Annotated in this window: 25 protein-coding genes and 1 pseudogene; 12 read left to right on the forward strand and 14 right to left on the reverse strand. The window is 60.3% G+C overall.

The genetic code is table 11. From position 1 onward, the window contains the following. Window positions 1–127, forward strand: a pseudogene (locus ACTG27_RS00005) (NADH:ubiquinone reductase (Na(+)-transporting) subunit E); the annotation flags it as partial. A gap of 65 nt (window positions 128–192) precedes the next feature. On the opposite strand, the gene lnt reads toward ACTG27_RS00005, so the two are convergent. From lnt to miaB, 5 genes are all read right to left on the reverse strand, one after another. Beyond that, on the reverse strand, window positions 193–1,737 hold the full coding sequence (gene lnt / locus ACTG27_RS00010; RefSeq protein ID WP_439978846.1) for an apolipoprotein N-acyltransferase: 1,545 nt from the start codon (window positions 1,735–1,737) through the stop codon (window positions 193–195). 148 nt (window positions 1,738–1,885) lie between these two features. Then, a complete protein-coding gene (gene corC, locus ACTG27_RS00015; RefSeq protein WP_005354092.1) occupies window positions 1,886–2,770 on the reverse strand; it encodes a CNNM family magnesium/cobalt transport protein CorC in 885 nt (294 codons plus the stop codon). 95 nt (window positions 2,771–2,865) lie between these two features. Beyond that, window positions 2,866–3,330: an rRNA maturation RNase YbeY gene (ybeY, locus tag ACTG27_RS00020; protein WP_123172506.1), complete on the reverse strand. Its 465-nt coding sequence runs from the start codon at window positions 3,328–3,330 to the stop codon at window positions 2,866–2,868. Further along, a complete protein-coding gene (locus ACTG27_RS00025; protein WP_005362369.1) occupies window positions 3,327–4,376 on the reverse strand; it encodes a PhoH family protein in 1,050 nt (349 codons plus the stop codon). The genes ybeY and ACTG27_RS00025 overlap by 4 nt, the downstream gene beginning before the upstream one ends. 54 nt (window positions 4,377–4,430) lie before the next feature. Continuing rightward, entirely contained in the window at window positions 4,431–5,864 is a 1,434-nt protein-coding gene (gene miaB / locus ACTG27_RS00030) for a tRNA (N6-isopentenyl adenosine(37)-C2)-methylthiotransferase MiaB (RefSeq protein ID WP_005335132.1), read from the reverse strand. Window positions 5,865–6,129: 265 nt separating this feature from the next. Here miaB and ACTG27_RS00035 point away from each other — a divergent pair, with 265 nt between their 5' ends. The 4 genes from ACTG27_RS00035 to ACTG27_RS00050 all read left to right on the forward strand — a co-directional run bounded on the left by ACTG27_RS00035 (window position 6,130) and on the right by ACTG27_RS00050 (window position 9,836). Further along, window positions 6,130–7,293: an FAD-dependent oxidoreductase gene (locus ACTG27_RS00035; RefSeq protein ID WP_159157473.1), complete on the forward strand. Its 1,164-nt coding sequence runs from the start codon at window positions 6,130–6,132 to the stop codon at window positions 7,291–7,293. Window positions 7,294–7,342: 49 nt separating this feature from the next. Then, on the forward strand, window positions 7,343–7,909 hold the full coding sequence (locus ACTG27_RS00040) for a cysteine hydrolase family protein (RefSeq protein WP_342291437.1): 567 nt from the start codon (window positions 7,343–7,345) through the stop codon (window positions 7,907–7,909). 132 nt (window positions 7,910–8,041) lie between these two features. Beyond that, entirely contained in the window at window positions 8,042–8,698 is a 657-nt protein-coding gene (locus ACTG27_RS00045; RefSeq protein ID WP_439980475.1) for an excalibur calcium-binding domain-containing protein, read from the forward strand. 199 nt (window positions 8,699–8,897) lie between these two features. Beyond that, entirely contained in the window at window positions 8,898–9,836 is a 939-nt protein-coding gene (locus ACTG27_RS00050) for a diguanylate cyclase (protein WP_439978847.1), read from the forward strand. Window positions 9,837–9,931: 95 nt separating this feature from the next. Here ACTG27_RS00050 and ACTG27_RS00055 read toward each other — a convergent pair whose 3' ends face one another. Beyond that, window positions 9,932–10,840: a LysR family transcriptional regulator gene (locus tag ACTG27_RS00055; protein ID WP_231720133.1), complete on the reverse strand. Its 909-nt coding sequence runs from the start codon at window positions 10,838–10,840 to the stop codon at window positions 9,932–9,934. Window positions 10,841–10,956: 116 nt separating this feature from the next. Between ACTG27_RS00055 and ACTG27_RS00060 the strand changes: the two genes are divergently transcribed. Both ACTG27_RS00060 and ACTG27_RS00065 read left to right on the forward strand, forming a co-directional pair. After that, window positions 10,957–11,202 carry a hypothetical protein gene (locus ACTG27_RS00060; RefSeq protein ID WP_439978848.1) on the forward strand — a complete coding sequence of 82 codons (246 nt, stop codon included), beginning with the start codon at window positions 10,957–10,959 and terminating at the stop codon, window positions 11,200–11,202. Between the two features lie 20 nt (window positions 11,203–11,222). Beyond that, a complete protein-coding gene (locus ACTG27_RS00065; RefSeq protein ID WP_439980476.1) occupies window positions 11,223–11,873 on the forward strand; it encodes an HAD-IA family hydrolase in 651 nt (216 codons plus the stop codon). Window positions 11,874–11,985: 112 nt separating this feature from the next. Here ACTG27_RS00065 and ACTG27_RS00070 read toward each other — a convergent pair whose 3' ends face one another. Continuing rightward, the gene (locus ACTG27_RS00070; RefSeq protein ID WP_439978849.1) at window positions 11,986–12,588 is read right to left on the reverse strand and encodes a nitroreductase family protein; all 603 of its coding nucleotides are present in this window, start codon (window positions 12,586–12,588) and stop codon (window positions 11,986–11,988) included. 248 nt (window positions 12,589–12,836) lie between these two features. On the opposite strand from ACTG27_RS00070, the gene ACTG27_RS00075 reads away from it, so the two are divergent. Beyond that, a complete protein-coding gene (locus tag ACTG27_RS00075; protein WP_439978850.1) occupies window positions 12,837–14,387 on the forward strand; it encodes a diguanylate cyclase domain-containing protein in 1,551 nt (516 codons plus the stop codon). Between the two features lie 247 nt (window positions 14,388–14,634). Beyond that, complete coding sequence (locus ACTG27_RS00080; protein ID WP_021229759.1) at window positions 14,635–15,117, forward strand: YMGG-like glycine zipper-containing protein; 483 nt, start codon at window positions 14,635–14,637, stop codon at window positions 15,115–15,117. A 96-nt stretch (window positions 15,118–15,213) separates the two neighbouring features. On the opposite strand, the gene ACTG27_RS00085 is transcribed toward ACTG27_RS00080, so the two are convergent. The 5 genes from ACTG27_RS00085 to ACTG27_RS00105 all read right to left on the reverse strand — a co-directional run bounded on the left by ACTG27_RS00085 (window position 15,214) and on the right by ACTG27_RS00105 (window position 20,173). Beyond that, window positions 15,214–16,170 (reverse strand): D-2-hydroxyacid dehydrogenase, encoded by a 957-nt coding sequence (locus ACTG27_RS00085; RefSeq protein ID WP_204477615.1) that lies wholly within the window; start codon window positions 16,168–16,170, stop codon window positions 15,214–15,216. A 143-nt stretch (window positions 16,171–16,313) separates the two neighbouring features. Beyond that, a complete protein-coding gene (locus ACTG27_RS00090) occupies window positions 16,314–17,078 on the reverse strand; it encodes a DUF3530 family protein (protein ID WP_005335102.1) in 765 nt (254 codons plus the stop codon). Window positions 17,079–17,212: 134 nt separating this feature from the next. Further along, window positions 17,213–17,779, reverse strand: a complete 567-nt coding sequence (gene efp, locus ACTG27_RS00095; protein ID WP_005335100.1) for an elongation factor P — start codon at window positions 17,777–17,779, stop codon at window positions 17,213–17,215. A gap of 45 nt (window positions 17,780–17,824) precedes the next feature. Then, window positions 17,825–19,033: an elongation factor P maturation arginine rhamnosyltransferase EarP gene (gene earP, locus ACTG27_RS00100; protein ID WP_439978852.1), complete on the reverse strand. Its 1,209-nt coding sequence runs from the start codon at window positions 19,031–19,033 to the stop codon at window positions 17,825–17,827. A 96-nt stretch (window positions 19,034–19,129) separates the two neighbouring features. Next, window positions 19,130–20,173 carry a GMP reductase gene (locus ACTG27_RS00105; protein ID WP_042078931.1) on the reverse strand — a complete coding sequence of 348 codons (1,044 nt, stop codon included), beginning with the start codon at window positions 20,171–20,173 and terminating at the stop codon, window positions 19,130–19,132. Window positions 20,174–20,554: 381 nt separating this feature from the next. Here ACTG27_RS00105 and rloA3 point away from each other — a divergent pair, with 381 nt between their 5' ends. The 3 genes from rloA3 (at window position 20,555) to ACTG27_RS00120 (ending at window position 22,990) form a co-directional block, all read left to right on the forward strand. Beyond that, window positions 20,555–21,049 carry a retropepsin-like aspartic peptidase RloA3 gene (gene rloA3, locus ACTG27_RS00110; RefSeq protein WP_193860164.1) on the forward strand — a complete coding sequence of 165 codons (495 nt, stop codon included), beginning with the start codon at window positions 20,555–20,557 and terminating at the stop codon, window positions 21,047–21,049. 138 nt (window positions 21,050–21,187) lie between these two features. Continuing rightward, window positions 21,188–21,664, forward strand: coding sequence for a CesT family type III secretion system chaperone (locus tag ACTG27_RS00115; RefSeq protein WP_439978853.1), 477 nt, complete (start codon window positions 21,188–21,190; stop codon window positions 21,662–21,664). Between the two features lie 33 nt (window positions 21,665–21,697). After that, window positions 21,698–22,990: a phospholipase gene (locus tag ACTG27_RS00120; protein WP_439978854.1), complete on the forward strand. Its 1,293-nt coding sequence runs from the start codon at window positions 21,698–21,700 to the stop codon at window positions 22,988–22,990. Window positions 22,991–23,084: 94 nt separating this feature from the next. On the opposite strand, the gene ACTG27_RS00125 is transcribed toward ACTG27_RS00120, so the two are convergent. Together ACTG27_RS00125 and ACTG27_RS00130 are read right to left on the reverse strand one after the other, a co-directional pair. Beyond that, entirely contained in the window at window positions 23,085–24,527 is a 1,443-nt protein-coding gene (locus ACTG27_RS00125; RefSeq protein WP_439978855.1) for an ATP-binding protein, read from the reverse strand. Beyond that, a complete protein-coding gene (locus tag ACTG27_RS00130) occupies window positions 24,524–25,210 on the reverse strand; it encodes a response regulator (RefSeq protein WP_005335091.1) in 687 nt (228 codons plus the stop codon). Before ACTG27_RS00130 ends, ACTG27_RS00125 begins: the two co-directional genes overlap by 4 nt. Window positions 25,211–25,330: the final 120 nt, after the last annotated feature.

Here is a 25,330-nt window from a genome sequence, read left to right on the forward strand (position 1 = left end):
AGCCGGGCTGCGCCAGAAACTGAAGTACGCTGATGTACCCGAGGGGCTGCGGGGCATCGGCATCACCTTTATCGTGGCGGGGCTGATGTCCCTTGGCTTTATGTCCTTCTCCGGCATATCTCTGTGAGGGGATGACAAAAAAACGAGGCGCCTGCGGGCGCCTCGTTGTTTATCAGGGATTGCGGATGGCCATTACAGCTCGCGGGCCCAGGGGTGCGCCTTGGGGCGCAGCGCCAGCGCCAGACCCAGCAGCAGCACGGTCAGACCGTAGAGGGGCCAGCTGCCAAAGCGCATGTAGGGGGTCTCGCCGTGGGCGGGACGCACCTCGCTGCGCAGCACACCCGCTTCAAACTGCGGGATCTGGCCGATGATGCTGCCATCGATCTCGGTCACGATGGTGATGCCGGTGTTGGTGTCCCGCAGCAGCGGACGAGCCAGCTCCAGCGCGCGCATCCGGGCGATCTCCATATGCTGCCAGGGGCCGATGCTGGTGCCGAACCAGGCGTCGTTGGAGATGGTCAGCAGGAAGTCGGTATCGGCATTGACGTTGCGGCGCACCTCCTCCGGGAAGATGATCTCGTAGCAGATGGCGGCGGCAAACTTGAGCCCTTTGGCGAGCAGGTTTGGCTGCACTTCGTCACCCCGGCTGAAGGAGGACATCGGCAGGTTGAAGAAGGGGGCGATGGGGCGCAGCAGATCTTCAAAGGGCACGAACTCGCCGATGGGCAGCAGGTGGTACTTGTTGTAGCGGTTGGAGTGGTTGTAGAAGTAGGACTCCTTGCCATCCGCATCCTGCACCCCCATGCCGAGCACGGTATTGTAGAAGCGCTGTTGCTGCTCGTCGTAGTGAATGATCCCCGCCAGCAGGCCGGTATCGTTCACCTTCATCGCCTTGTCCAGATTCTCCAGATAGGGGCCCATCGCCTTCTCGATGGCCGGGATCGCCGACTCCGGCCAGATGATGATGTCGGCATCCTGATTCTCGCGGCTCAAGTCCTGATAGGTGCGCACCGTGGGGGCCAGCGCCTCCGGATCCCATTTGAGGGATTGGGCGATATTGCCCTGCACCAGTGCCACCTTGACCGGCTCGCCACGGGTCACCCAGTTGAGCTGCATCAGACCGTGGGCACCGGCCACCAGCAGGGCAGGCACCGCCAGCCAGAGCGGGGAGCGGGACTTCCACACCAGCCAGATAGCGGAGGCGGACAGCAACAGGGCGAGGGTGATGCCCTGCACCCCGAGAATGGGGGCAAAGCCCTTGAGGGGGCCGTCGATCTGGCTGTAACCAAACCAGAGCCAGGGGAAGCCGGTCATCACCCAGCCGCGCAGCCAGTCAGCGACCAACCAGAGGGCCGGGAAGGCGAGCAGCCAGCGGCTCCAGTGACGGCCGCCAAAGAAGCGGGCAAAGACCCAGCAGGCGAGCGTCGGGTAGAGTGCCAGATAGGCGGAGAGCCCGGCCAGCAGGACGAAGGCGACCGGCAGCGGGATGCCGCCAAACTCGGTCATGCTGACATGGATCCACCACAGCCCCGGCAAAAAGAGTCCCATGGCGTAGCCAAAACCGCGCCAGGCAGCCTGTTTCGGCGTGGCTTTGTCCATCAGGGCGTAGAGGCCAAGCAGGGAGGGGATCACCAGCGGCCAGTAGCCGAAGGGGGAGAAGGCCAGCACGGCGATGGCACCAGAGGCCAATGCACTGAGGCTTAACAGAATTTTGGAAGTAACAGGGGATAATCTCACGGGCGATGGTGCTCGTCTTGGTGTGCAACTGGGGTCGAATGGCCGGTATCTTAACCTGTAAGCGGGGCAACGGCGAGCCTCGATGCCGGTGGCAGAGAGCACAACGCCCCGAGGTCGGGGCGTTGTTTCACACATCGAGCGGATCTGCTTATTGCGGCTCGGATTGCGCCGCCGCGTGGTGTTCGGGGATCTTCACCTGCAGCTGCTGCAGACGACGCCGGTCGGCATGCATCACCTTGAACAGGTAGCCGTCCAGCTCGATCTCCTCGCCCTTCTTTGGCAGGTGGCTGAAGGCGTGCATTACCAGACCACCCACCGTGTCCACCTCTTCATCGCTGAATTTGGTGCCGAAGAAGTCGTTGAAATCCTCGATCTCGGTCAGGGCACTGATGGAGAAGACCCGCTTGCTGAGGCGGCGGATTTCGTCCGGTTCATCCTCGATGTCGTCAAACTCGTCGTCGATCTCGCCAACGATCAGTTCCAGTATGTCTTCGATTGTCACCAGACCGGAGACGCCACCAAATTCGTCGACCACGATGGCCATGTGGTAGCGCTCTTCACGGAACTCCTTGAGCAGACGGTCAACCCGTTTGCTTTCAGGCACGATCACCGTGGGGCGCAAGATTTTCTCGAGCTGCAGCGGCTCGCTGGCGTGATGGCCGCCAAACCCGAAGGGGAGCAGATCCTTGGCGAGCAGAATGCCCTCCACATGGTCCTTGTCCTCGTTGATCACCGGGAAGCGGGAGTGACCGGACTCGATGATCACCGGCAGGATTGCATCCACCGGTTGGGACTTCTCGATGGTCACCATCTGGGAGCGGGGGATCATGATATCGCGCACGCGAAGATCGGCGATCTCCAGCACCCCCTCGATCATGTCCTTGGTGTCCTGATCGATGAGGTCGCGCTCTTCGGCATCGGCTATCACGTCTACCAAATCATTGCGGTCTTTTGGCTCGCCCTGGAAGAGTTGGCTGAGTTTGTCGAGCCAGGTTTTCTTCGGCGAGCCGGTACTAGGGTGATCGTCGGTCATTTTCTCTCTTGGTTACTCGTATGAACACACTTGAAATAGTTCGGGTTATATAAGGATGGTCATCTGCTGTTTCAAGACGATGACCGTCCGGCGTTTTACTCTTCGTCGTTCAGATAAGGATCGGCAAAACCGAGCTCCTGCATGATGTCGCGCTCAAGCGCTTCCATCTCTTCGGCTTCCTCATCCTCGATATGGTCATAACCTAGCAGATGCAGACTGCCGTGCACAACCATGTGGGCCCAGTGGGCCATCAGGGGCTTGCCCTGCTCCTTGGCCTCGCGCTCTACCACCTGACGGCAGATCACCAGATCGCCCAGCAGCGGCAGCTCCAGACCGGGTGGCGCCTCGAACGGGAAGGAGAGCACGTTGGTGGGCTTGTCTTTGCCGCGATAGGTCAGGTTGAGCTCGTTGCTCTCCGCCTCGTCGACGATGCGCACCGTCACTTCTGCCTCCTGCTGGAAGCCGAGAATGGTGCCGTCGAGCCAGCCTTGCAGCTGGGCTTCGGTGGGCAGGCCGTCAGTGCTGGCACTGGCCAGTTGCAGATCCAGGGTTACGCTCATTGCTCACTCTCTTTGCTGGCGTTTGTTTGGCCGGCAACCTTCTCGGCTGCCTGTTTGGCGTCGAACGCCTCATAGGCCTGCACGATGCGGGCCACCACCGGGTGGCGAACCACGTCTTTGGACTCGAAGAAGTTGAACGACAGACCATCGACCCCTGGCAGCACTTCCAGCGCGTGGCGCAGGCCGGATTTGGCGTTGCGCGGCAGATCTACCTGGGTGATGTCACCGGTGACCACTGCCTTGGAGTTGAAGCCGATCCGGGTGAGGAACATCTTCATCTGCTCGGTGGTGGTGTTCTGGGCCTCATCGAGAATGATAAAGGCGTCATTGAGGGTTCTTCCGCGCATATAGGCGAGTGGCGCCACCTCGATGATATTGCGCTCCATCAGCTTCTCGACCCGCTCAAAGCCCAGCATCTCGAACAGGGCGTCGTAGAGCGGGCGCAGGTAAGGATCCACCTTCTGGGAGAGATCGCCAGGCAGGAAGCCGAGCTTCTCGCCCGCTTCCACCGCCGGACGGGTTAGCAGAATGCGGCGGATCTCCTGACGCTCCAGCGCATCCACCGCCGCTGCCACCGCCAGATAGGTCTTGCCGGTACCGGCCGGGCCTATGCCGAAGCAGATATCGTGGCGCACGATATTGGCAATGTACTGGGCCTGATTTGGGCTGCGTGGCTTGATGAGACCGCGCTTGGTCTTGACCGTCACCTCCTTGCCATAGGGGATGCTCGGTGCCGGTTCGTCATCCTGCTCCAGCACTCGCGACTCCTGAATGGCCAGATGGACCATGTCGGGGGTGATGTCGGTCACCTTGCCACCCTTGAGGGGCTGGGTTTCCACATAAAGGTGCTTGAGGATGACGGCGGCGGCATCCAGCTGGGCCGGTTTGCCCACCAGCTGGAAGTGGCTGTCACGGTAGCTGATCTCGACGCCGAGGCGGCGCTCCAGCTGCTTGATATTGTCATCGAAGGGGCCGCACAGGCTGGCAAGGCGCTGGTTGTCGGCGGGCTCCAGATGCAGATTCAGGGTCGAGATGTGTCGGCTCAAAATATCCTCGTCTCAAGGCGCTCCCCATCCGCCGGGCGAATGGGGAGGAGGGGATTAATGGGGTGTGAAGGCGGCCACGCCCAGCTCGTCCGGTACGTTATCCGGGCGACGGGCCAGGATTTCGCTCGGTGCCGTGGCGATCCGCAGGTTCATCTCGCTCTCGCCGCGGATGAACTTGCCGCGCAGGGAGTTGGGACGCACCTCGGTGATCTCCACGTCGGCAAAGCCGCCGATCAGGGTGTGCTGGCCTTCGAAGTTGACCACCCGGTTGTTCTCGGTGCGACCACACAGCTGCATCGGGTCGAGCTTGGAGGGCCCTTCCACCAGGATGCGCTGGGTGGTGCCCAGCATGGCGCGGCCAATCTGCATCGCCTGGTTGTTGATGACGTGCTGCAGGCGGGCCAGACGGGCTTTCTTCACTTCCATGTCGACATCGTCGGGCATGTCGGCGGCCGGGGTGCCCGGGCGCGGGCTGAAAATGAAGCTGAAGCTCATGTCGAAACCCACATCCTCGATCAGCTTCATGGTCGCTTCAAAGTCTTCGTCCGTCTCGTTCGGGAAGCCAACGATGAAGTCGGAGCTGATAGTGATGTCGGGACGGGCGGCACGTAGGCGACGGATCTTGGATTTGTACTCCAGGATGGTGTGCGGGCGCTTCATCATGGTCAGAATACGGTCGGAGCCGCTCTGCACCGGCAGGTGCAGGAAGCTGACCACTTCCGGGGTGTCTTTGTAGACTTCGATGATGTCGTCGGTGAACTCGATCGGATGGCTGGTGGTGTAGCGAATGCGATCGATACCGTCGATGGCGGCCACCAGACGCAGCAACTCGGCGAAGGTGCAGATGCCGCCATCAAAGGTCGGACCGCGGTAGGCGTTGACGTTCTGGCCGAGCAGGTTCACTTCGCGCACGCCCTGCTGGGCGAGCTGGGCGATTTCGTAGAGCACGTCGTCCAGCGGTCGGCTCACCTCTTCACCGCGGGTGTAGGGCACCACGCAGTAAGTACAATATTTGGAGCAGCCTTCCATGATGGAGACGAACGCGGTGGCCCCTTCGGCGCGCGGTTCGGGCAGGCTGTCGAATTTTTCGATCTCGGGGAAGGCGATATCAACCTGGGCACCACGGCCCTCTTGCACTTCCTTGATCATGGCGGGCAGGCGATGCAGGGTCTGCGGGCCGAACACGATATCCACATAGGGAGCGCGCTGGCGGATGGCATCGCCCTCCTGAGAGGCAACGCAGCCACCCACGCCGATCACCAGACCGGGCTTGTTGGCCTTGAGCTTTTTCCAGCGTCCCAGCTGGTGGAACACCTTCTCCTGCGCCTTTTCGCGGATGGAGCAGGTATTCAGCAGCAAGACATCTGCCTCTTCGGGCTCTTCGGTAAGGGTGTAGCCATTACTGGCATCCAACAGGTCGGCCATTTTGGACGAGTCATACTCGTTCATCTGGCAACCCCAGGTTTTAATGTGAAGTTTCTTGCTCATTGCTTCTCTTGACTTGTTTTGAAATCGGCATGGTCAAAGGACCGCGCATTTTACTCCGCAATCTGGATACTGCCTAGCTAATATCCAGCTGGCAATGGTGCTCACCCGATACCTGTTGCCATCAAGCTCAATAAGCTTTCTCCTTGATTTGACGCAGCAATTCCCCGTTTGTCTCACTGTTTATCAGCCGCCCTTGCGCTATCATGCTGCCATCCGGTTCACGTCCGGGCGCTGTCGCCGGACGCACCCTTTCAGGAATAAATGTATGGAACAGTGTGATATCGCCATCGTCGGTGCCGGCATGGTGGGCGCCGCCACCGCCTGTCTGCTGGCGGCTCAGGGTCTCTCGGTGCGGGTCATCGAGACCCAACTGCCGGAGCATTACGCGCCGGAGCAGCCGCTGGATCTGCGGGTCTCCGCCATCAGTCAGGCCTCGGTGGCGCTGCTGGAGCAGGCCGGTGCCTGGCACCATCTGCAGCAGATGCGGCTCTGCCCCTACCGCCGGCTGGAGACCTGGGAGCTGGACGGTTTTGCCACCCGCTTCAATGCCGCCGATCTCGGCTTGCCCCAGCTTGGCTACATCATCGAAAACCGCTTGGTACAGCTCGCCCTGCTCAAGCGGATGGAGGATTTTCCCACCATCCAGACCCACACCCCGGCGGCGGTGACCAGCCTGCGTCAGAGTGCGGATGAAGCTGTGCTGACTCTGGATGATGGCACCGAGCTGGCCGCACGCTGGGTGCTGGCCTGCGATGGTGCCGAATCCCACACCCGCAAGCTGGCGGGTATCGGCGTATCGCGCTTCGAGTACCGCCAGCACTGCATGCTGATCAATATCGACACCGACTTTGCGCAGGAAGATATCACCTGGCAGCAGTTCACCCCGAGTGGCCCGCGCGCCTTCCTGCCACTGCCCGGCCAGCACGGCTCCCTAGTGTGGTATGACAACCCGGCCCGTATCCGCGCGCTGGCGGCCATGAGCAACGAAGGGCTTGCCGCCGAAGTGCGTCGCCACTTCCCGAGTCGGCTCGGCGGCTTTACCGTCACCGGCAAGGGGAGCTTCCCGCTGGTACGCCGCCACGCCAACGACTACCACGCCGGTCGGGTGGTGCTGCTTGGCGATGCCGCCCACACCATCAACCCGCTGGCGGGGCAGGGGGTCAACCTCGGCTTCAAGGATGTGGCCTGCTGGGTCGACTTGTTGCAAGGTGCTGGCGCCGACTGGCATCAACTTGTGCTGGCCGAGCGCTACGAGCGGCGCCGTCGCCCCGACAACCTGCTGATGCAGTCGGGAATGGATCTCTTCTACGGGGTATTCAGCAACGAGATTGGCCCCCTCAAGCTGGCCCGCAATCTTGCTCTCAATCTGGCGGACAAGGCGGGCCCGCTCAAGGAGATGGCGCTGCGCTATGCACTGGGGCTGGTTTGACAGGTAGGAACCAGATAACACGGGCTGAATTCGCGAAGGAGCAAAGGTGATGAACAAGGCACTGCTGGTGATCGATTTTATCAACGATATTGCCCATCCCGACGGGCGCATTGCCGCCTCGGCTGCCCATGTGCTGGAGCAGGATGCCATCGCGCATGCCAATCAGGCGCTGGCCCATGCCCGCGCCCACCGCTGGCTGGTGGTGCTGATCAAGGTGGGCTTTGACGGCGGCTATCAGCTGCAACCCAAAGGCTCCCCCATGTTTGGTCGGGCTCACCAGTTGGGGGCGCTCTCTTTGGCTGACAGCGGCACCGACTTTCATCCTGATCTGGATGTGCAGCCCGGCGATCTGGTGCTGACCAAGCCCAGGGTCAGTCCCTTCTATGGCACGGCGCTGGAGCCTGCTCTGCGGGCCAATCACATCGACCACCTCTATCTGTGCGGGGTGAGCACCAGCTGGGCCATTCAGGCGGCAGCGCGGGATGGTCACGATCGCGACTACGCCATCACCATTCTGGAGGATGCCTGCGCAGCCGCAGATGCCACCGAGCATCACACCTCGCTGCGGATGCTGGGTCGCATCGCCGAGATCATCAAGGTGTCCCAACTGGCTTGATCCTTAACGCAGGCAGCACCCGAGCACCGTGTTGAGATTGACTCTGCGGCCTCCTGTCGGGCCGCAGCGCTTTTGGGCAACATGATTGTCGGGCAATATAGTGCTCACATGGATAACAACAAGGATGGACAGATGCGTTATCAGGGACGGATCGCGAGCTGGAACGAGGCGCGCGGCTTTGGATTTATTACGCCGGAGCAAAATGGCGCCGAGCAGGCAACCAATGGGTCACGCAGTGCAGGGCTGTTTGTGCATGTTACGGCGCTGCAATCAGATGGCCGGGTGCCAGAGCCGGGGGTGCGTGTCACCTATCTGATTGGCAGTGGCCAGGATGGCAAGCCAAGGGCGTTACAGGTCTTTTTCCCCGATCGCCCGCTCACGTTGGCGGATGCCGTGCCGTCGGCTGCATCATCGGCGGCGCCATCGTTTCGGGCGGCAAGTCAGCCGCCACGACCCACTTCTACCAGAGAGCGGAGTAACCCCTATCGACGTCGCAAGAGCAGTTGGAGTGGCAAATTGATCCCCCTGCTGGTGCTCGTCGGCCTCTTTTCCATCTATTCCCGTTTCTCGGCCGAGTCGATGGCGCCATTGCCGGTCTCCTCTTTCAATCAGGAGGAGGTCAGCACGCCACAGGCAACGACCTTTATTCGCCAGTGTGATGGTCGGCAGCATTGCTCCCAGATGACCTCCTGCGAGGAGGCAACCTGGTTTTTGCAACATTGCCCGAACACCAAAATGGACGGAGAGGGCGATGGCATCCCCTGCGAAAATCAGTGGTGTGGTCATTAAATGTGACTTATCAAATACATATGCTCATGATGTGCTCTTGTTATCCGGAACAGGGAAACTGGCCTGAAACCTTGCCGGATGGTGTTCGATGGTGAAATTTGGTCTCAGTTGGCTAAGTGGAAATTGGGTGCTTTACTCTATCTGCTGACTTTATTGTTAATAGATGGCGGTATGCCACTTTTGCCACAGGATGGCCATCATGGTGGATGATATACAGAGGCCGCGAAGTCACTTCTCCGAGCGGGCTCATTATCTGGCTGCGCTGCTGGATTCGCTGGAAGACCAGATATCGGTGATAGACCGGGATGGCGTGATCCATTACACCAATCTCGCCTGGGAGCTGTTTGGTGAACAAAATGGCATGCCCAAGGGATATAACTGGCTCGGAGTCAATTACATGGGGGCTTGTGACGATGAAGCCGAGCCCTCTGGATTGGCTGCCGTGGAGGGGATCCTCCGGGTTATCCGTCATCAGCAGGATAAGTTCTATCTGGAATACCTCTGCCACAGCCCCGACACCCAGCGCTGGTTTATGATGCGAGTAGCGCCGGTACCCGGGCTTGATGCCGAGTATTTTTCCATCGCCCATATCAATATCACCGAGCGCAAGCTGCTGGAGCTGGAAGTTGCCAGCCTTTCCCAACACGATCCCTTGACCGGACTGGCCAATCGGCGGCTGTTCAACAGCTTTTTGCATAACGAGTGGCGGCGCAGCATGCGTGAACACACACCGCTCTCCCTCATCATGCTGGATCTGGATAACTTCAAGGCGTGCAATGACCATCTTGGTCATCAGATGGGGGATGGCTCCCTTCAGCTGGTGGGCCATCTTCTGCAATCCTTCTGCCAGCGTCCGGCGGATCTGCCCTGCCGTTTTGGTGGTGACGAATTTGCCCTGATCCTCGGCAATACCGATCGAGATGCGGCCCAGCGGATTGGAGAGGAGATCCGTCAGGCCATCAACGATCTCGACATCGTGGTGGCAAATAATATTCAGCTTAGCGCCAGCATTGGCATTGCAACCTACACGGCAGAGCAACCGCTGGAGGGAGAAGGGGCGTTGCTGGCCGCGGCCGATGCGGCGCTTTATTGCGCCAAGGGGGCGGGTAAAAACCGTAGTCACTGCGCCAGCTGTTGAGTCGCATTGCCGCTTTTGTCCTGCATGCGCCCCCTTGATGGGGGCGCACTGTTTTTTTGGCTGGTTACGGTGCTAGCCACCAGCGAGCGTTGGTTTCAGCGCGCGGGAGTGGCTGATACCGGCAGGGGATGGCTGGCGATCACCTGCCTGACGAAGTGATCCCGGATGGGGTCGGCAAAGTCCGGATTCCATACCATGCTGACCTCCCACTCGGAGCTGGGACCAGAGAGCGGATAGAGGGTGACATCGGGCCCTGCGATAAAGCTGACGCTGCGTGGCAGGATGGCGTTGCCGATGCCCGCCGCGACCAACGCCACCAGCGTCTGGATATCTTCGGCCTCCTGGACCATGCCGGTCAGCCGATTGGCGCCGAGGAAACCGGCTATCTGCTGGCTGAGCCCGGGGCAGCGGTGGCCCACCATCTGCAACAGGGGTTGACTGGTCAATGCCTGCTGCACGTCGAATGCGGCCGGGTCTGGCTCGGTCATCCGTGTCGGCACCGCCAGCACCAGCCGGTCGATCAGCAGTCTGTGCTCCTGCAACTGCGGCATCTGAGGTCTGCGCATAAAGCCAAGCTGCAACTGGCCGGAGAGCAGCTGCTCCTGCTGGATCGCGGAGGGCATATCCTGCAGATGGATCATCACGTCCGTGACCTGCTGCTTGAAGCTGGCCACCAGCGCAGGGGCCAGCGCGAAACTCGACAGGCCAAACCCAATCTTGAGCCGACCGGCCACGCCACTCGCCACTGCCAGCGCGTGACGTTCAAACTCCCGACCGTGTTTGACCAGTGCGCTTGCCTGAGTGAGCAGCTGGGCGCCGAGCGCCGTCAGCTCGGCACCATGGCGGCCCCGCTTGAACAGGGTGCAGCCCAGCGTCTGCTCCAGCCCCTGGATCTGCTTGGTGAGGGCCGGTTGGGTGATAAAGAGGCGGCTGGCCGCTTCCCGGTAGTTGGCGGTGTCGGCCAGCGTCACAAACGCCTGTAGTTGCCTCAAGTCGAATTTCATTCCAATTGGTTATCCAAGGTGGCGATTTATTGATTATAAATTATCTAATCGCCTTGCTCTAATGGCTCGGCAAGGGGGGAATCGCCCTCCTCTGAACCGGAACAAGGAGTCATATCATGTCTACCCAACGCTACCTCTTTTTGATCAAGGGCACGCTGGTGCTGGCCCAGCCATTGGCGGCCCCGGAGACGGGGGAGCTGCTCGCCAGCCTGTTGCAACAGGGGTTTGTGGTCGGCCCCTTGCAAGTGTGGGCTGGCAGTACCGAGCAGGCGCTCGCTTGTTATGAGCGTGCCGCCCAGCAGCAGGCCTTTGCCGATGCGTTCTCTGGCTCTCTGCCTGAGCTGGCCGGGGTGCCTGTATGAGTGTCTGTATGAGTGCTGGCATGAACACGCTCACCCTGTCGGTATCCGCCCTGCTGCTCGATATGGATGGCACCCTGGTCTGCTCGACCGGCGATGTGGAGCAGGTATGGCGGATCTGGTGTCGTGAGCATCAGCTGGAGCCCGAGCCGGTGCTGGCGATGTGCCACGGCATGCGCTCGCGGGAGGTGATCCGGGCGCTGGCCCTGCAACTGGATGTGGAGCGGGAGGCGGCGCGGCTCGACGAGCTGGAGATGCTGCACACTGGCGGCGATGCCATCGCCGGGGCTGGCGAGTTGCTGCGCCGCTTGCCGCCAGAGCGCTGGGCCATCGTGACCTCCGCCAGTGAGCGGGTTGCCCGTCACCGCCTGCATTGTGCCGGTTTGCCGCTGCCCAACCTGCTGGTGGGGGCCGAAGCTGTGGTCAATGGCAAACCCGATCCCGAGCCCTATCTGCTGGGGGCTGAACGGCTTGGTGTCTCACCCGCTCGTTGTCTGGTGTTCGAGGATGCCCCGGCCGGTATCGAGAGCGCCCTGAACGCAGGCTGCGCCGTGGTACAGGTGGGGGGCGAGGCGCCGCTCAATCCGGCGGTGGTGGCGGTGATCCGCGACTGGCGCGAGGTGAAGGTTGAGTTGGGGGAAGATGACTCCCTGCTGGTGACGCTGCCCGCCTGAGCGATGGAGATAAGGGGTTGTGGCCGCATATGCGCTATGAACCATCGCCATCCGCACTCGATGCCGCAATAAAAACGCCCCCGAACTGCGGGGGCGTTTTGCTATCTGACCGTTATTTGAAAACGCGGAAACGGGTGGCGTCGTCGATAAAGGTCTTGTCGCCGGCCGGTTGCTTGATGCTGCCAAAGGGCATTTGGGCGCGCAGCAGCCAGCTGGCGGGCAGGTTCCACTCCTTGCGTACCGCCTCGTCGATCAGCGGGTTGTAGTGCTGCAGTGATGCTCCGACTTTTTCCTGCGCCAGCGTCGTCCAGACCGCAAACTGGGCGATGCCGGTGGCATGTTCCGACCAGATGGGGAAGTTGTCGGCATAGAGGGCGAACTTTTGCTGCAGATCCTTGATGACGTCGGTGTCTTCGAAGAAAAGCACGGTACCGAAGCCTGCGCGGAAGCAGCCATCTACCTTGGCCTCACTCTGGGCGTAGGCCTCCGGCGGCACAATCTTTTTCAGCTCGGCTTTGACGATATCCCACAGCTTGTGGTGCTGGGCGCCAAACAGGATGACGGCACGGGAGCTCTGGGAGTTGAAGGAGGAGGGGCTGTGCCTGATGGCATCCTGGATCAGGGTCGTCAGCTGCTCCGGCGTGTGGGACACCTGGTCGCCCAGGGCATAGATGGTACGACGTGCTTTGATCTGTTCGATAAACGGACTGCTCATAACATCTCCTTGTTCTGCTTGGCGTTGCAGCCGGTGATGGACGGTTTGTCCAGCGCCTGCCGAATCAGGTATAGACTATAACACCCACGATGCAGAGCGGGGTTAACCCGGGGTAACTAGCGTTTTTCCTGTCAGTTGATATTCGTTTGCGAACCTTAACGTTTCGTTAGTGTTGGAAGTGTCATTTAAGGGGCGCGAAAGTGATATTAATCAATGATTCACTCTCCTTTCTCTCCCACAATCCCCGTATGTTTTCTTGGTTCGGATGTGATGTGAGCCGTTCGTATCTCAATAAACGCTACTATGTGCTGGTCCCCCTCTCGGCATTGATTGGTTTGATGATCCTGATAGTGACGATCATCATGGCTATTGCCAGCTATCTGAGGGATATCGACATGACGGTATCCGGTTTCGGCCACATGGCATCCTCCGTTGAAGCGTCCCTGATCCACGAGATGGTGAAGGTCAATGAGCGGCAACTGGCGGTGCTGGAGGCCTCTCTTGACAAAGAAAAGATCGCTCGCGGCGGGCTGGCCGACTCCCCCATCTGGGCCATTGCGCACAAGATCAAACCAGGCAACCACTACATCTACTTTTACAACCTGAACGCGGATCGTATCGACAGCTACCCGGACTGGCTACCGCCCCCCGGTTATCAGGCGGCGCTGCGCCCCTGGTATCAGGTGACCACCATGCCGGGCGACGAGCTCGTCTGGTTTGGCCCCTACCCTGAATACAATACCAATAAATTGATACTCAGCCTGATTAAACGGGTGCGGGACGATCAGGGGCAACTGCTGGGGCTGCTGATGGTCGACATGTCGTTCGACTCGCTGCAGCAGGCGCTACAGCGGACGGTTGGCGGCAATCAGGCCGCACTCTATCTTACCTTGCGCGACAGCGGCCAGCTGGTGGTGGGCAGCAATATGGATCTGCTGGCAGATCACCCCATCGATCAGCATCAGGGCCAGCAGTGGCTCGGTCTGGATGTGTTGTGTCATGGCACTTTCCTTAAGCGCGAGCTGGCGGACATTGGCTGGGATCTCAATATCTATCTGCCGCCCGTGCTGTTTCGCAACAGCCTCTATGAGGCGCTGCAGATGGTGGTTTTGCCATTGATCTCCCTGTTTGCCATCTGGTGTTGCACGTTGAGTCTGCTGGTGAGGATCTTCCGCCAGGAGCAGGCGCTGGTGTCTGGTTCACTGACCGGTATCGTGCGCAATCTGGAGAGTTCTCCCCCCATCACCAAGGCCAATACCTGGTTTGTGCGACGCAGCCTGAACGAGATCGATCAGGTCAGGGCCAGCTTCCTCAAGGGGCAGGATGCGCTGTTGCGGGACCCTCTGACCGGTATCATGAACCGGCGAGCCTTCGAGCAGCACAAGAGTGCGCTGGAGCTGAGGGGGGAGCGCTTCTGGCTGCTGCTGTTTGATATTGATCACTTCAAAGGACTCAATGACAGTCGGGGTCATGCCTTCGGCGATCAGGTGCTTTGCCGGGTGGCAAATTGCCTTGCTGATGTGCTGGGGGTGAGCACGGTTTACCGGATTGGTGGCGATGAGTTTGCCGCTCTGCTGCAACAGCCACAGGATGAGCTGGCGGAGAAGCTCTATTGTCTGCTGGACGTGGTGCGACATCAACAGTGGCGTGAGCACAAGGGGCAGGTCACCTTGAGTATCGGTGGCGCCTGCCATTCACCCCTTGCCGACCCCATCTTTGAGCGTGCTGATGCAGCCCTGTATCGTAGCAAGGAGGCTGGCCGGGACTGCTGGCATCTGGCGGATGAGGCTGCTGACTGACAGCTTTTGTCCCAGCGCGGCGGGTCTGTGTCGGGACACGACAACCAGATTGTGGGTCACCCTGCCGTAATAGTTTGGCTTTTTGGTGATTTTAATCTTTAAATTCAATCGCTTGATTTTACTCTTCCATTTTTGGCAGTAGCCGTGCGGCCATTGACTGTCGCATCCCTCATTTCTGCTGGCTGGCGAACCCCGTGGCGCTTTGTATAGTGCCGCTGAATATTAATCAGGTTTGACAGGAGTACCCATGGAGATGAATTCGCGTGCTCTTCGCGCACTGGCACTGCTGGGCGCCTTGCTGGCTGGCAGCACGACCGTGTACGCCTCCGAGACCCTCAATACCATTTTGGGTGGCGGCGCAGGTGGTGTGGCGGGCACCATGATCGGCAAGGAGCTGGGGGGTGATACCGGTGCGCTGGTGGGGGCTGCATTGGGCGGTGCAGCTGGTGGTGCGGCGACGGCCAACAAGGGCAACAAGAATGAAGCGGCCCTTGGCGGTGCGGTGGGGGCGCTGGGCGGTGCCGCTATCGGCAAGAGTGTTGGTGGCGATACCGGTCAGCTGATCGGCGCCGGGGTCGGCGGGGCGAGCGGTTCGGCCATCGGTGCCAAGACCGGCGATGGCCACAAGAGCCAGGATCGCTATTACGATGATGACGACGATCATCACCATCACAAGCACCACAAGAAGTACAAAAAGCATAAAAAGCACAGATGGCATGACGACGATTGATGTGTGTGCAGTGAGTGCGGAAGATGCAAAACGGGGCCTGTTGGTCCCGTTTTGCATGGTGTGGTCACTCGATTTTGCGGTGACTCGCTCGTGCGGTTACACCAGCCGGTGCTGACGGCGACCGGCGGCAAAGGCGTTGATGTTGTCGATAAGCTGGTCGGCCAGTCGCTGCATCGACTCCTCGCTGGCCCAGGCCACATGGGGGGTCAGAATGAAGTGGGGGTATTGCAGCGCCTTCATCAAGGGATGGTCGGGGGGCGGGGGTTCGACGCTCGCCACATCGAAACCGGCACCACCGAGGCGACCGTTGGCCAGCGCTTGCAGCAGCGCCTCCTCATCCACCAGCCCGCCACGGCCGACGTTGATCAGCAGGGCGCCCGGTTTCATCAGACCCAGCTCCCGCTCGCCAATGAGGTTGCGGGTGTAGGGGGTGAGCGGGCAGTGCAGGCTGATGACGTCCGAGCTTTGCAGCAACTCGTCGAGGGGCAAGCGATCCTCCTCGTGACTGGCGCCGACCTGGCTCTGGGCGTAACGCACTGTCATCCCCATCCCTTTGGCCCGCTCGCCGAGCGCCTGACCGAGCGTCCCTTTGCCGATTATGCCAAGCTGCTTGCCGTGCAGATCCATGATGTTGTGGTCGAAAAAGCAGAACTGGCCGCTCTGTTGCCAGCGCCCCTCCAGCAGCGACTGGCGCCAGCAGAAGAGGTTGCGCGACAGGGCCAGCATCAGCGCCATGGCGTGCTCCGGCACCGAGGGGCCCGAGTAATTGCGGATATTGCACACCCCGACGTTGGCGGCGCGGCACGCTTCCAGATCCACGTTGTCGCTGCCGGTGGCGGCGAGCGCGATGAGTTTGAGCTCTGGCAGCTGGGCCAGTTCGGCGGCGCCGATCCGTACCTTGTTGATGATAGCGATGCTGGCATCTTTGAGCCGTTCCACCACCTGTTCCGGGGTAGTACTTGGATAGCTCTGCCAGTGGTGGGGGAAGTCGGGGTGATGCAGGGTGATGCCCGCATCCAGGGTATCGCTGTCGAGAAACACAATCTGCTGCATGGGCCTTCCTGCCATTGTTCAGGTTCGAGAGGCCATGATGCCAAAGAGGATGCAGTCAGGGCCAGCCCGCCGCCGTGTCATGGCTGGGCTTTATCCGGCAGATGTGAGCTTGCGCGCTTTATTGTGCCACGCTAGCGGCCGGTTTAGAGCCAGCCCAGATGGTTGAGCCAGCCCTGAATGCGGGTGGGGGTCTCCTCCAGCTCCATCAGGGCGTAGGGGCGATAGTTGAGCTTGTTGCTGCGCCGGCTCTCGCTTTTGCGGGCCTCGGCGGCCAGCAGGGGCCAGCGACCGCCATCCTCCTGATAGAGGTCCAGGGTGGGGATGGCCGCCTGAGCCACCTGTTTGGCCAGGGTCTGGTTGCTCTGCTGATTGGGGAAGAAACCATCGAGCAGCACCAGTGCATCGGGGGCGGGCAACTGTTCGCTAGCGATAAGGTTGGTGGTCCAGGCTGCGCCGGTACCTTGCGCCAGGATCAGCTTGAAGCCCCCCTCCTGCAGCTTGGCATCCGCCAGCTTGCTGATCCGCTCGGCAAACTGCTTGCGAAATGCATCGCTATTTTTCGCTTTTTTCTCGGCGGCTGGGTCCAGTTCGGTCTGCTGGGGGGAGGGGAGCAGCAGCAGGGTATCAAAGCCCAGTCGGCCGAGGGCGCGAGTCAGTTGCCACAGCTGGCCGCTGCGCTGCCAGTCGGGCAGTAAAATGGCGAGCCCCAGATAGTTTTCACTGTCGTGTTTGGCAAACAGCACCGTCTGCTTGTCGATCTGGGTGGCATCGGGTAGCCCTTTCCAGTCGCTGGCTTGCCAATGGTCGAGGGGCATTGGCTCGGCAACGGGGGGGGCGACCTCGCTCGCCTCTGCCCCATGGCCAGCCAGCAAGGTCAATAACAGCAGTGATAAGGATAATCTGGCCATAGTGTGCTCCCCCGGTTATCTGGGTTAGCGGCGGCGGTGGAATTTTCTGAAGGCGGGCGGTGTGATGGCAACTCGGAGGCAATAAAAAAGCGAGCCGGTGGCTCGCTTTTTTGCAATCAATTCAAAGCGGTCAATTAGTTGACGCGACGCTTGAATTCGCCGGTGCGGGTATCGATTTCGATCTTGTCACCGATCTCTACGAAAGCGGCAACAGCCAGCTCGTAGGTAGTGCCTTTCAGACGGGCAGGCTTGGTCACTTTACCGGAGGTGTCGCCACGGGCAGCCGGCTCGGTGTACTCAACTTCGCGCACGATGGTGGTCGGCAGTTCTACGGAGATGGCTTTCTCGTTGTAGAAAGTCACTTCACACAGATCTTCCATGCCGTCTACCAGGTAGTTCAGCACGTCACCCAGGTTGTCTTTCTCTACGTCGTACTGGTTGTACTCGGTGTCCATAAAGACATACAGGGGGTCAGAGAAGTAGGAGTAGGTGCACTCTTTACGTTCCAGCTGAACAACGTCCAGCTTGTCGTCGGCCTTGAAGACGGTCTCGGTAGCGCTGCCGTTCAGCAGGCCCTTCAGCTTCATTTTGACCACGGCGGAGTTACGGCCGGATTTGTTGAATTCAGCCTTCTGAACCACCATCGGCTCGGTGCCGATCATGACTACGTTACCAGCGCGGATTTCCTGTGCGGTTTTCATGTAAAAAATTCCTGTTCGTGAAACGGACGGATAAAAACTGCCAGATTATATACGGCTTTCTAAAAATTTCACCAACCGTGTGACGAGATCCCCATCCCGGAGCAACTTCTGTGACCAGCTTCGCCCATGTTGCTGCCAAATGGCGCTATATCGGGGCCATTGGGCCCAAAGTTCGCCGCAATCTTCGCCACGGTTGAGAGCCAGATTAAAGCAGCGCAGCCATTGAGCACATTCGGCGGGCAGATCGGCAAGATAGTGGTCAAGGAACTGCTCCAGCTTGACCAGATGGGCCTCCTCCTCCTGCTGGTAGATGTGCCAGAGGAAAGGACGAGCCGCCCACTGGGCCCGCACGAAGGAGTCCTCCCCACGCACCAGATTGAGATCGCAGCTCCACAGCAGTCGATCGTAACCGGCCTGATCTGTCATCGGCAGCAGCTTGATGGTGAGGTTGCCCGAGTGGAGCAGATCCCCCGCTTTGGCGGTGGTGATGGTATCTTCAAGGCTCGCGCCGCGCAGCACATCTTGCAGCGAGCGCCCCAGCGGCAGCAGCAGGGTGACGGGCGTGGCACTCTGGCACCAGCTCTCGACCAGACTCTTCAGCGCATCGCTCTCGTAGGTAAAGAGGCTGACCCGCAGCTCGTGCTCTTGTCTGGGCGGCAAACCGAGACTGGCCCAGTAGGCGGTAAGTCCCGCATCATCTTGCTGCCACAGCTCCCGTTCGGTGATGAGGTCGTGCTCGCACAAAAGGCCGCCGGTTTTAGCGGTAAAGCCCGGGAAGAAGAAGTATTTGTTGAGGCTTTTATTGCCAACACGCTGGGGCGAGGCGAGGCCGTGGCAATCCTCGACCCAGCTCTCTGCCGAGAGGTACTCCAGATTGATCCAGCAGGGGGGCTTGGGTTGGCTCGCCATCTGCTCGGCTATCCGTTCAATGAAGGGGGTGGGCAGCTCGCAGGCAAAGGCTTCGATCACCACCCTGGCCGGTGTCATGTCGCTCGGCAGGGTCTCATGCCAGTGCTGGATATAGATCCCATCGACCCACTGGCCATCCTGCGCCGGGTCGAGCCCGGGGCAGATGCGAGAGAAGCTTGCCAGATCGTCTACCCAGAGCCGCACCTGAACCTCATTGCCATGTGCCGCAATATTCCCCTCCCGTTTTAGCTGGCGGGCAAGTCGCCAGGTGACGCCGATGTCACCGAAGTTGTCGACGACGCAACAGAAGATGTCCCAGTCAAACGGGGGCAGGGGAGTTGTCATGGCTCGGGATCCCAGATGCAAAAAAACCGGTGCGCAGGGTAGCACACCGGTTGACAGGCTTCTAACCGTCAGCGCGTGACGGCGGTCTGTGGCAGGTTACTCCTTGCCGTAGACGTTGTTCTCTTGCTCGCGTACCCGGATGAAGGTAGTCCGTTTGGTCAGCTCTTTCAGCTGGCTGGCGCCCACGTAGGTACAGGTGGAGCGCACGCCGCCCAGAATGTCGCGCACGGCGTTCTCGACCGGGCCGCGGTAGGGCAGCAGCACGGTTTTACCCTCAGAGGCACGGTATTCCGCGACGCCGCCGGCGTGCTTGTCCATGGCGCTGGAGGAGCTCATGCCGTAGAACTTCATGAAGGGCTCGCCGTCTACATCGACGATCTCGCCACCGCACTCTTCGTGGGCTGCCAGCATGCCGCCCAGCATGACGAAGTCGGCACCGCCGCCGAAGGCTTTGGCGACGTCGCCCGGGCAGGTACAGCCGCCGTCACCGACGATCTGGCCGCCGAGGCCGTGGGCCGCATCGGCACACTCGATGATGGCGGATAGCTGCGGATAGCCGACACCGGTCTTGACGCGAGTGGTGCAGACCGAGCCCGGGCCGATGCCGACCTTGACGATGTCGGCGCCGGAGAGGATCAGCTCTTCGACCATCTCGCCGGTCACCACGTTGCCCGCCAGAATGACGTGGTTGGGGCAGGCTTCACGAATCTTGCGTACGAACTCAACGAAGTGTTCGGAGTAGCCGTTGGCCACATCGACACAGATGAAGCGCAGCGCTTCGGACATGGCGAGGATTTGGCGGGTCTTGGCGAAATCTTCAGCCGAGGTGCCGGTGGAGACCATCACATGGCCCAGCAGCGCCGGGTCGGTCTCGTTGACGAAAGCTTGCCACTGCTCAAGGTTGTAGTGCTTGTGTACCGCGGTCATCATCTCGAAACCGGCCAGCGTGCGCGCCATGGCGAAGCTGCCGACGGTATCCATGTTGGCGGCGATAACGGGTACGCCTTGCCATTGGGTCTGAGTGTGTTTGAAGGTGAACTGACGGGTCAGGCTTACTTGGGAACGGCTCTTGAGAGTAGAGCGCTTGGGGCGGAACAGGACATCCTTGAAACCGAGCTTCAAGTCTTCTTCGATACGCATTACAAATTCCTTATTGAGCCTTGTTGAAAGTCACTTTTGCAGTGGCAAATTTTCGGCAGGCGCAAAAAAACCGGTGGTTTTCAGGCCCTCCGGTTTACAACAGTGTAGGCAAAAATCCCTTCAGAACAAGACTGATAATTTGTAAATCCTTGTGGTAGCCTTTGGCGTCACAACCTGAGGTTAACCACCAGTTTCATCCAGCACCGTTCGGTGCCTTGCTCTCCTACGATATTCCCGCCCGCTTGGGCCGCCGTTCGGCCACTCTTTGTCGTCTCTCTCCTGACCCGCCAGATATTATCCAAGTAGCTGAAATAAATCGGATTGACCCACAATGGGACTGTGGTAGATCTGGGCGCAGGATTGACAAGGCAGGGCAGTAAAATGGGCAAGATGATGGTGGGGATCACCCTGATGCTGGCACTGTGTGGCAGTGCGCTGGCAGAGACCCCGACCAGCTATGGCTGGATCGAGAAGGGGCTTATTTTGCCTACCGGCGTGGCGGTGAAGATGAAACTCGACACCGGTGCGCTCACCTCTTCCCTCGATGCACGCGCCATCACCAGATTCAAACGGGATGGCAAGCCCTGGGTGCGCTTCATGCTGGTGGTGACCGATGCCGACAGCGGCAAGCTGGTCAAACAGCAGTTCGAGCGGCGGGTCGAGCGCAGCGTGACGGTGCGCGGGGCGGGCGGCATGGAGCAGCGGCCAACGGTGACCATGTCCATCTGTCTGGGGGACAAGGTGTATGAGGAGTGGTTCACCCTGCGGGATCGCAGCAAGATGATCTATCCGGTGCTGCTGGGCCGCCGTCTGCTGGCGGAGCTGGGCCCGGTGGATGCCAGTCGAACCTTTACCGTACAGCCCGCCTGCCGTTAGGGGCAATTTCGGCGTGAATCTAAAAAACGCCGTTTCACAGCTAAATCCCCGCGCCTCTGCCAGAGGTAGCATCTCCACCATACCCTGAAGCGTGCGAGCTCGTTCGCCAGCAAGGGCTTGAGCGTGGAGTGCATCATAGTGAAACCCTATCAACAAATCGTATCTGAATGGCTATTGCTCGCGGGCGAACAGCAGGGCGTAGCCTTGAGTCTGGACAGCGATGGCCACTGCCGTGTGCCATTCGGTCTGGATGGCGAGTGTCTGGTCGAAGTGCCCGATAACGATAATCTGCAGGCATGCTACCTCTATATCCCCTTGCTGCGTCTGCCTGACGATGCGGCCAGTCAGTTGCAGCTGACCCGCTCGGCCCTTGAGCTGAACATGTTTGGTTTGGCCACGGGGGGAAGTCAGATCAGTCTGGACAGTCGCAGCAATCATCTGGTGCTGACCTTTTCCTCTCTCATCGAGATGCTCGATAAAACCCTGTTCATGCAAACCTTGGGTGAATTTCTTGATCTCGGCGTCACCTTGCAGACGCAATTGCAGGCGTTGAACGCCCGGCAGGAGACAGCTGCCATTCCCTCCCCGTTATCTGGCGTCATGATCCCGTGTTAATGGATCGTCATTGGTATTAATCAGGAGTAGAAGATGTCTATTCAAAGCATTGGACAACCCCAGCGTGCTAGCGCTGTGGCCTCTCATGAGCATGGCGAGGTGCAATCCTCATCGCGCCAGCACTCGGTTCATCACAATCTGGCCTCTCACTATACCAGTCTCGGCTTCGGCTCCCGGGTTCAGCCGGGCAAGGTCTTGAATACCTCGCTCAAGTGGTTGACCCTCAGTGCCCCGGCTCGCAAGATTGGCATCGCCATCCAGGGCGGCCATGATTCCCATGCCCAGAGTGCCAAGGGCAAAGCCCGTTACTGGACGGGCGCCATCATCAAAGGGCTGGCCAATATCACCGGTGGTGTCAGCAGCGTGGCCAGCGGTGCGGTGACGGCCGGGGTGGCCGGGGTGAAAAACCTTGGCGAGTCAGCGGCGCGTCTGGTGGCCTCCTCCTCTCTGGGGTTGGCGGGTAGCGTGATGAAGGGGGCCTCCCATCTGCCGCTCGGTATGTCAGAGCGGTTGCAACAGGGCTCACAGCAGGCCTTGAGTGCCGCCAAGGGGATCATCAAACCGGCCTTCGTGGCGAAGGCGCAGCAGGAACCACTGACTGCCGAGGGGGCGAGAGCGGTGATGGATGCGGCCCAGCTGGCGCGGGTCAGCTGCTCCAGCAGTTATCGGGATATGCCGGCAGGCTACAGTCACGCCACGCTGGCAGATATTCCCCCTTCGATATTAGCCCGCCGTGAAGATGGTTCCGGTGGCACCGGGAGTGCCCTGACACTTCATGTCACTCCTGGCAAGAACGAGAATGACCCCTTTATCCTGACAGGTGATGCCTGGTCTGCGCTCAAGGTCGCCGTTTACAAGCGTGGCGATACCATGGTGCTCTCGTTTGTGGGCACTCAGCCTGCCAAACGCCCCGGCACCCTGAAGAGCGATGCTGGCGCGGCCCTTGGCATCAAGGACAGCGCGTTTCAAGATGCCGACCGGCTGGTCAAGGCCTTTGCCCAGCAGTATGGCGGCAAGGTCGAGGTGCTGGGCCACTCATTGGGGGGCGGTCTGGCGCAATATGCCGGCATCAAGCACGGGCTCAAGGTCACGGCGTTCAACAGCATGGGGCTGCATGTTGGGTTGCGGGATCGCCTCGCTCACAAGCTGGGCGATGCCAATGTCACCCACGTCAACACCAGCGGGGATCCGCTGAGCCAGAAGGTGGAGCACGGTGTGTTCGGGCTGGATGCCTCTTCCCAGGTGGGCAAGCGTTATGTGATTGAACACTCTGGCGGGCATCGCATGGAGGCGGTGACGGCAGGTCTGGATGCACTGCTTGCCTGATCTGCCGGGGATGGCGCGGCGACAAGTCGCGTAGCGTCAGCGTGCTAATTATCTATAAACAACGCCTCCCTCTGGAGGCGTTGTCATTTTCGGATCAGGGCTGGGAGTGGGTGTGGGTCGGTAGCCAGACGCTCACCTCCAGCCCCCCTTCCGGTCGGTTGTGGACATCGAGGTCGGCGCCGTGCAACTGGGCGATACGCGAGACGATGGCCATGCCGAGACCCACGCCATCCCCCTGCTGGGGATTGACCCGAAAGAAGCGTTCATACAGCCGGGGCAAGGCGCTGGCGGGAATGCCGGGGCCGTTGTCGCTCACATCCACCCTCACCCGGTTGCCCTCTCGTTGAACCCGCACCCTGATCTCGCCCTCTGGCTGGGTGTAGCGCAGCGCATTGTCGATCAGGTTGCTGAACAGCAGCTCGAGCAGGGTGGCCTGTCCCATCACCAACAGCGGCAATTCACACTCCAGCGACAGTTGCTGATCCTTCTTGAGAGCGATGGGAGCCAGCGTTGCCAGGGTGCCTTGCAGCAGGTGGCCCACCTCCAGTTCGGTCAGTACCAGTCCCTGCTGGTTGTCGATACGGGCCTGGGTCAGCAGTTGGCGGATCAGCCGATCGCTGCGATCGAGGGCCTGCAGCATCTTGTGCAGGGATTGCTGGCGGCTGGCGTCATCAATGGCCGCAAGGGCATTTTCACTGTGAATGCGCAGCACCGCCAGCGGGGTGCGCAGCTCGTGGGCTGCCTCGTTGGTGAACTGTTTCTCCCGCTCTATGGTCTCCGCCAGCGCCTGCATCAGCCGGTTGATCTCGTTGGTGAGGGGGGTCAGCTCCTGAGCGCTTATCTTGAGGCTGAGGGGGCTCAGGTTGGCTGGGTGACGTTCGCTGATGGCCTGGGCCAGCTGACGAAGGGGGGCCAGCCCGCGGGTGATGAGCCACCAGAGCAGGGCCAGCAGGAAGGGCAGGGTGATCAGCAGCGGCAGCATGGTGAGGGTGGCCATCTTGCTGGCCAGTTCGCTGCGCTCGTCGTCCCGCTCGGCCACCACCAGCCAGGTCTGCTCCTGCTGGTTGTAGAGGGTGAAGGTGCGCCACTGGTGATTATCTTTTTCGACCGTGTCGAAGCCGATGGCCAGGGTGACCAGCGGCTGATCCGGGGCGCTGGGGGCGCGCAGCAGCAAGCCGCCCTTTTCATCGAGCAGCTGGAAGTAGAGATTGCGTTCGAACTCGTGGCCGTAGGGGGTGATCTCCCGATCCTCGCCGGTCAGGTTGAGGCTGGGGTCTTTTTGCCACTCATCGGGATTTTGCGCCTCCCACTCCTGATAGACGGTGCCGTTGGCGGGCAGTTGCCCCTGCTGGGCCATGTAGCGAGCCAGCAGCTGATTGGTGATGCGGGCCGACTGGGCGAGGCGGGCATCAAACAGCTCCTCCATTTCGTGGCTCGCCTCCATGTAGCCGATAAAGGCGCTGATGGTGAGACTCAGGCTCACCAGCGTCAGGATACCGGTGAGCAGAAAGCGGCGAATGGAGCGGGGGCGTTTCATCGTGCGGGTGTCCGGCTTGGCTGTTCGAGCTGGGGAATGATGTAGCCGACCCCGCGAATATTGCGGATGAGGTCGCTGTAGAACTTCTTGCGCAGATGGTGGATATGCACCTCTACCGCGTTGCTCTCGGCCCCTTCATCCCAGCCGTAGAGGCTCTGTTGCAGCTGATCCTTGCTCAACACCCGGCCGCTCTGGCTGATCAGCTCCTGCAGCAACTTGTATTCATGGGGGGTGAGTTTGACCGCCTCCCCCTGATAGGTGACCTGCTGGGATTCGGGATAGATAAGGATATCGCCATACTCCAGCACCGCCTGAGCCTGCCCCTTGCTGCGACGAACCAGGGCGCGCAGGCGGGCGTTGAGCTCCTGCAGGGCGAAGGGCTTGACCATGTAGTCGTCGGAGCCGGCATCAAGGCCGACCACCCGATCGTCCAGCGCATCGCGGGCGGTGAGGATCAGCACCGGCAGCTGGTGTCCTTCACGCCGCAACTTGCGCAGCAGGCTGAGGCCATCGATGTCGGGCAGGTTGAGATCGAGGATCAGGGCGGCGAACTCGTCGCTCTTGAGGGCTGCCAGAGCGGGCAACCCCTGTTGCAGCCAGTCCACCGTATAGCCGCTATGGCGCAGTGCATCCTGCATACCATCCCCCAGCATCACATCATCTTCTACCAGCAGGATCCGCATTCATTTCTCCCTGTTTGTTGGGGGGCGCGATCTGGCTCAGCGCCAGGGCGTGCCGTGGCATAAACAACCCTGCCAACCAGTATGCAAGCTGGTGGGCAGAGTTTAAATAGTTCTTTGATC

Origin of the sequence: Aeromonas sp. 97A (genome assembly GCF_051919185.1) — a bacterium.
GTDB lineage: Bacteria > Pseudomonadota > Gammaproteobacteria > Enterobacterales > Aeromonadaceae > Aeromonas > Aeromonas veronii.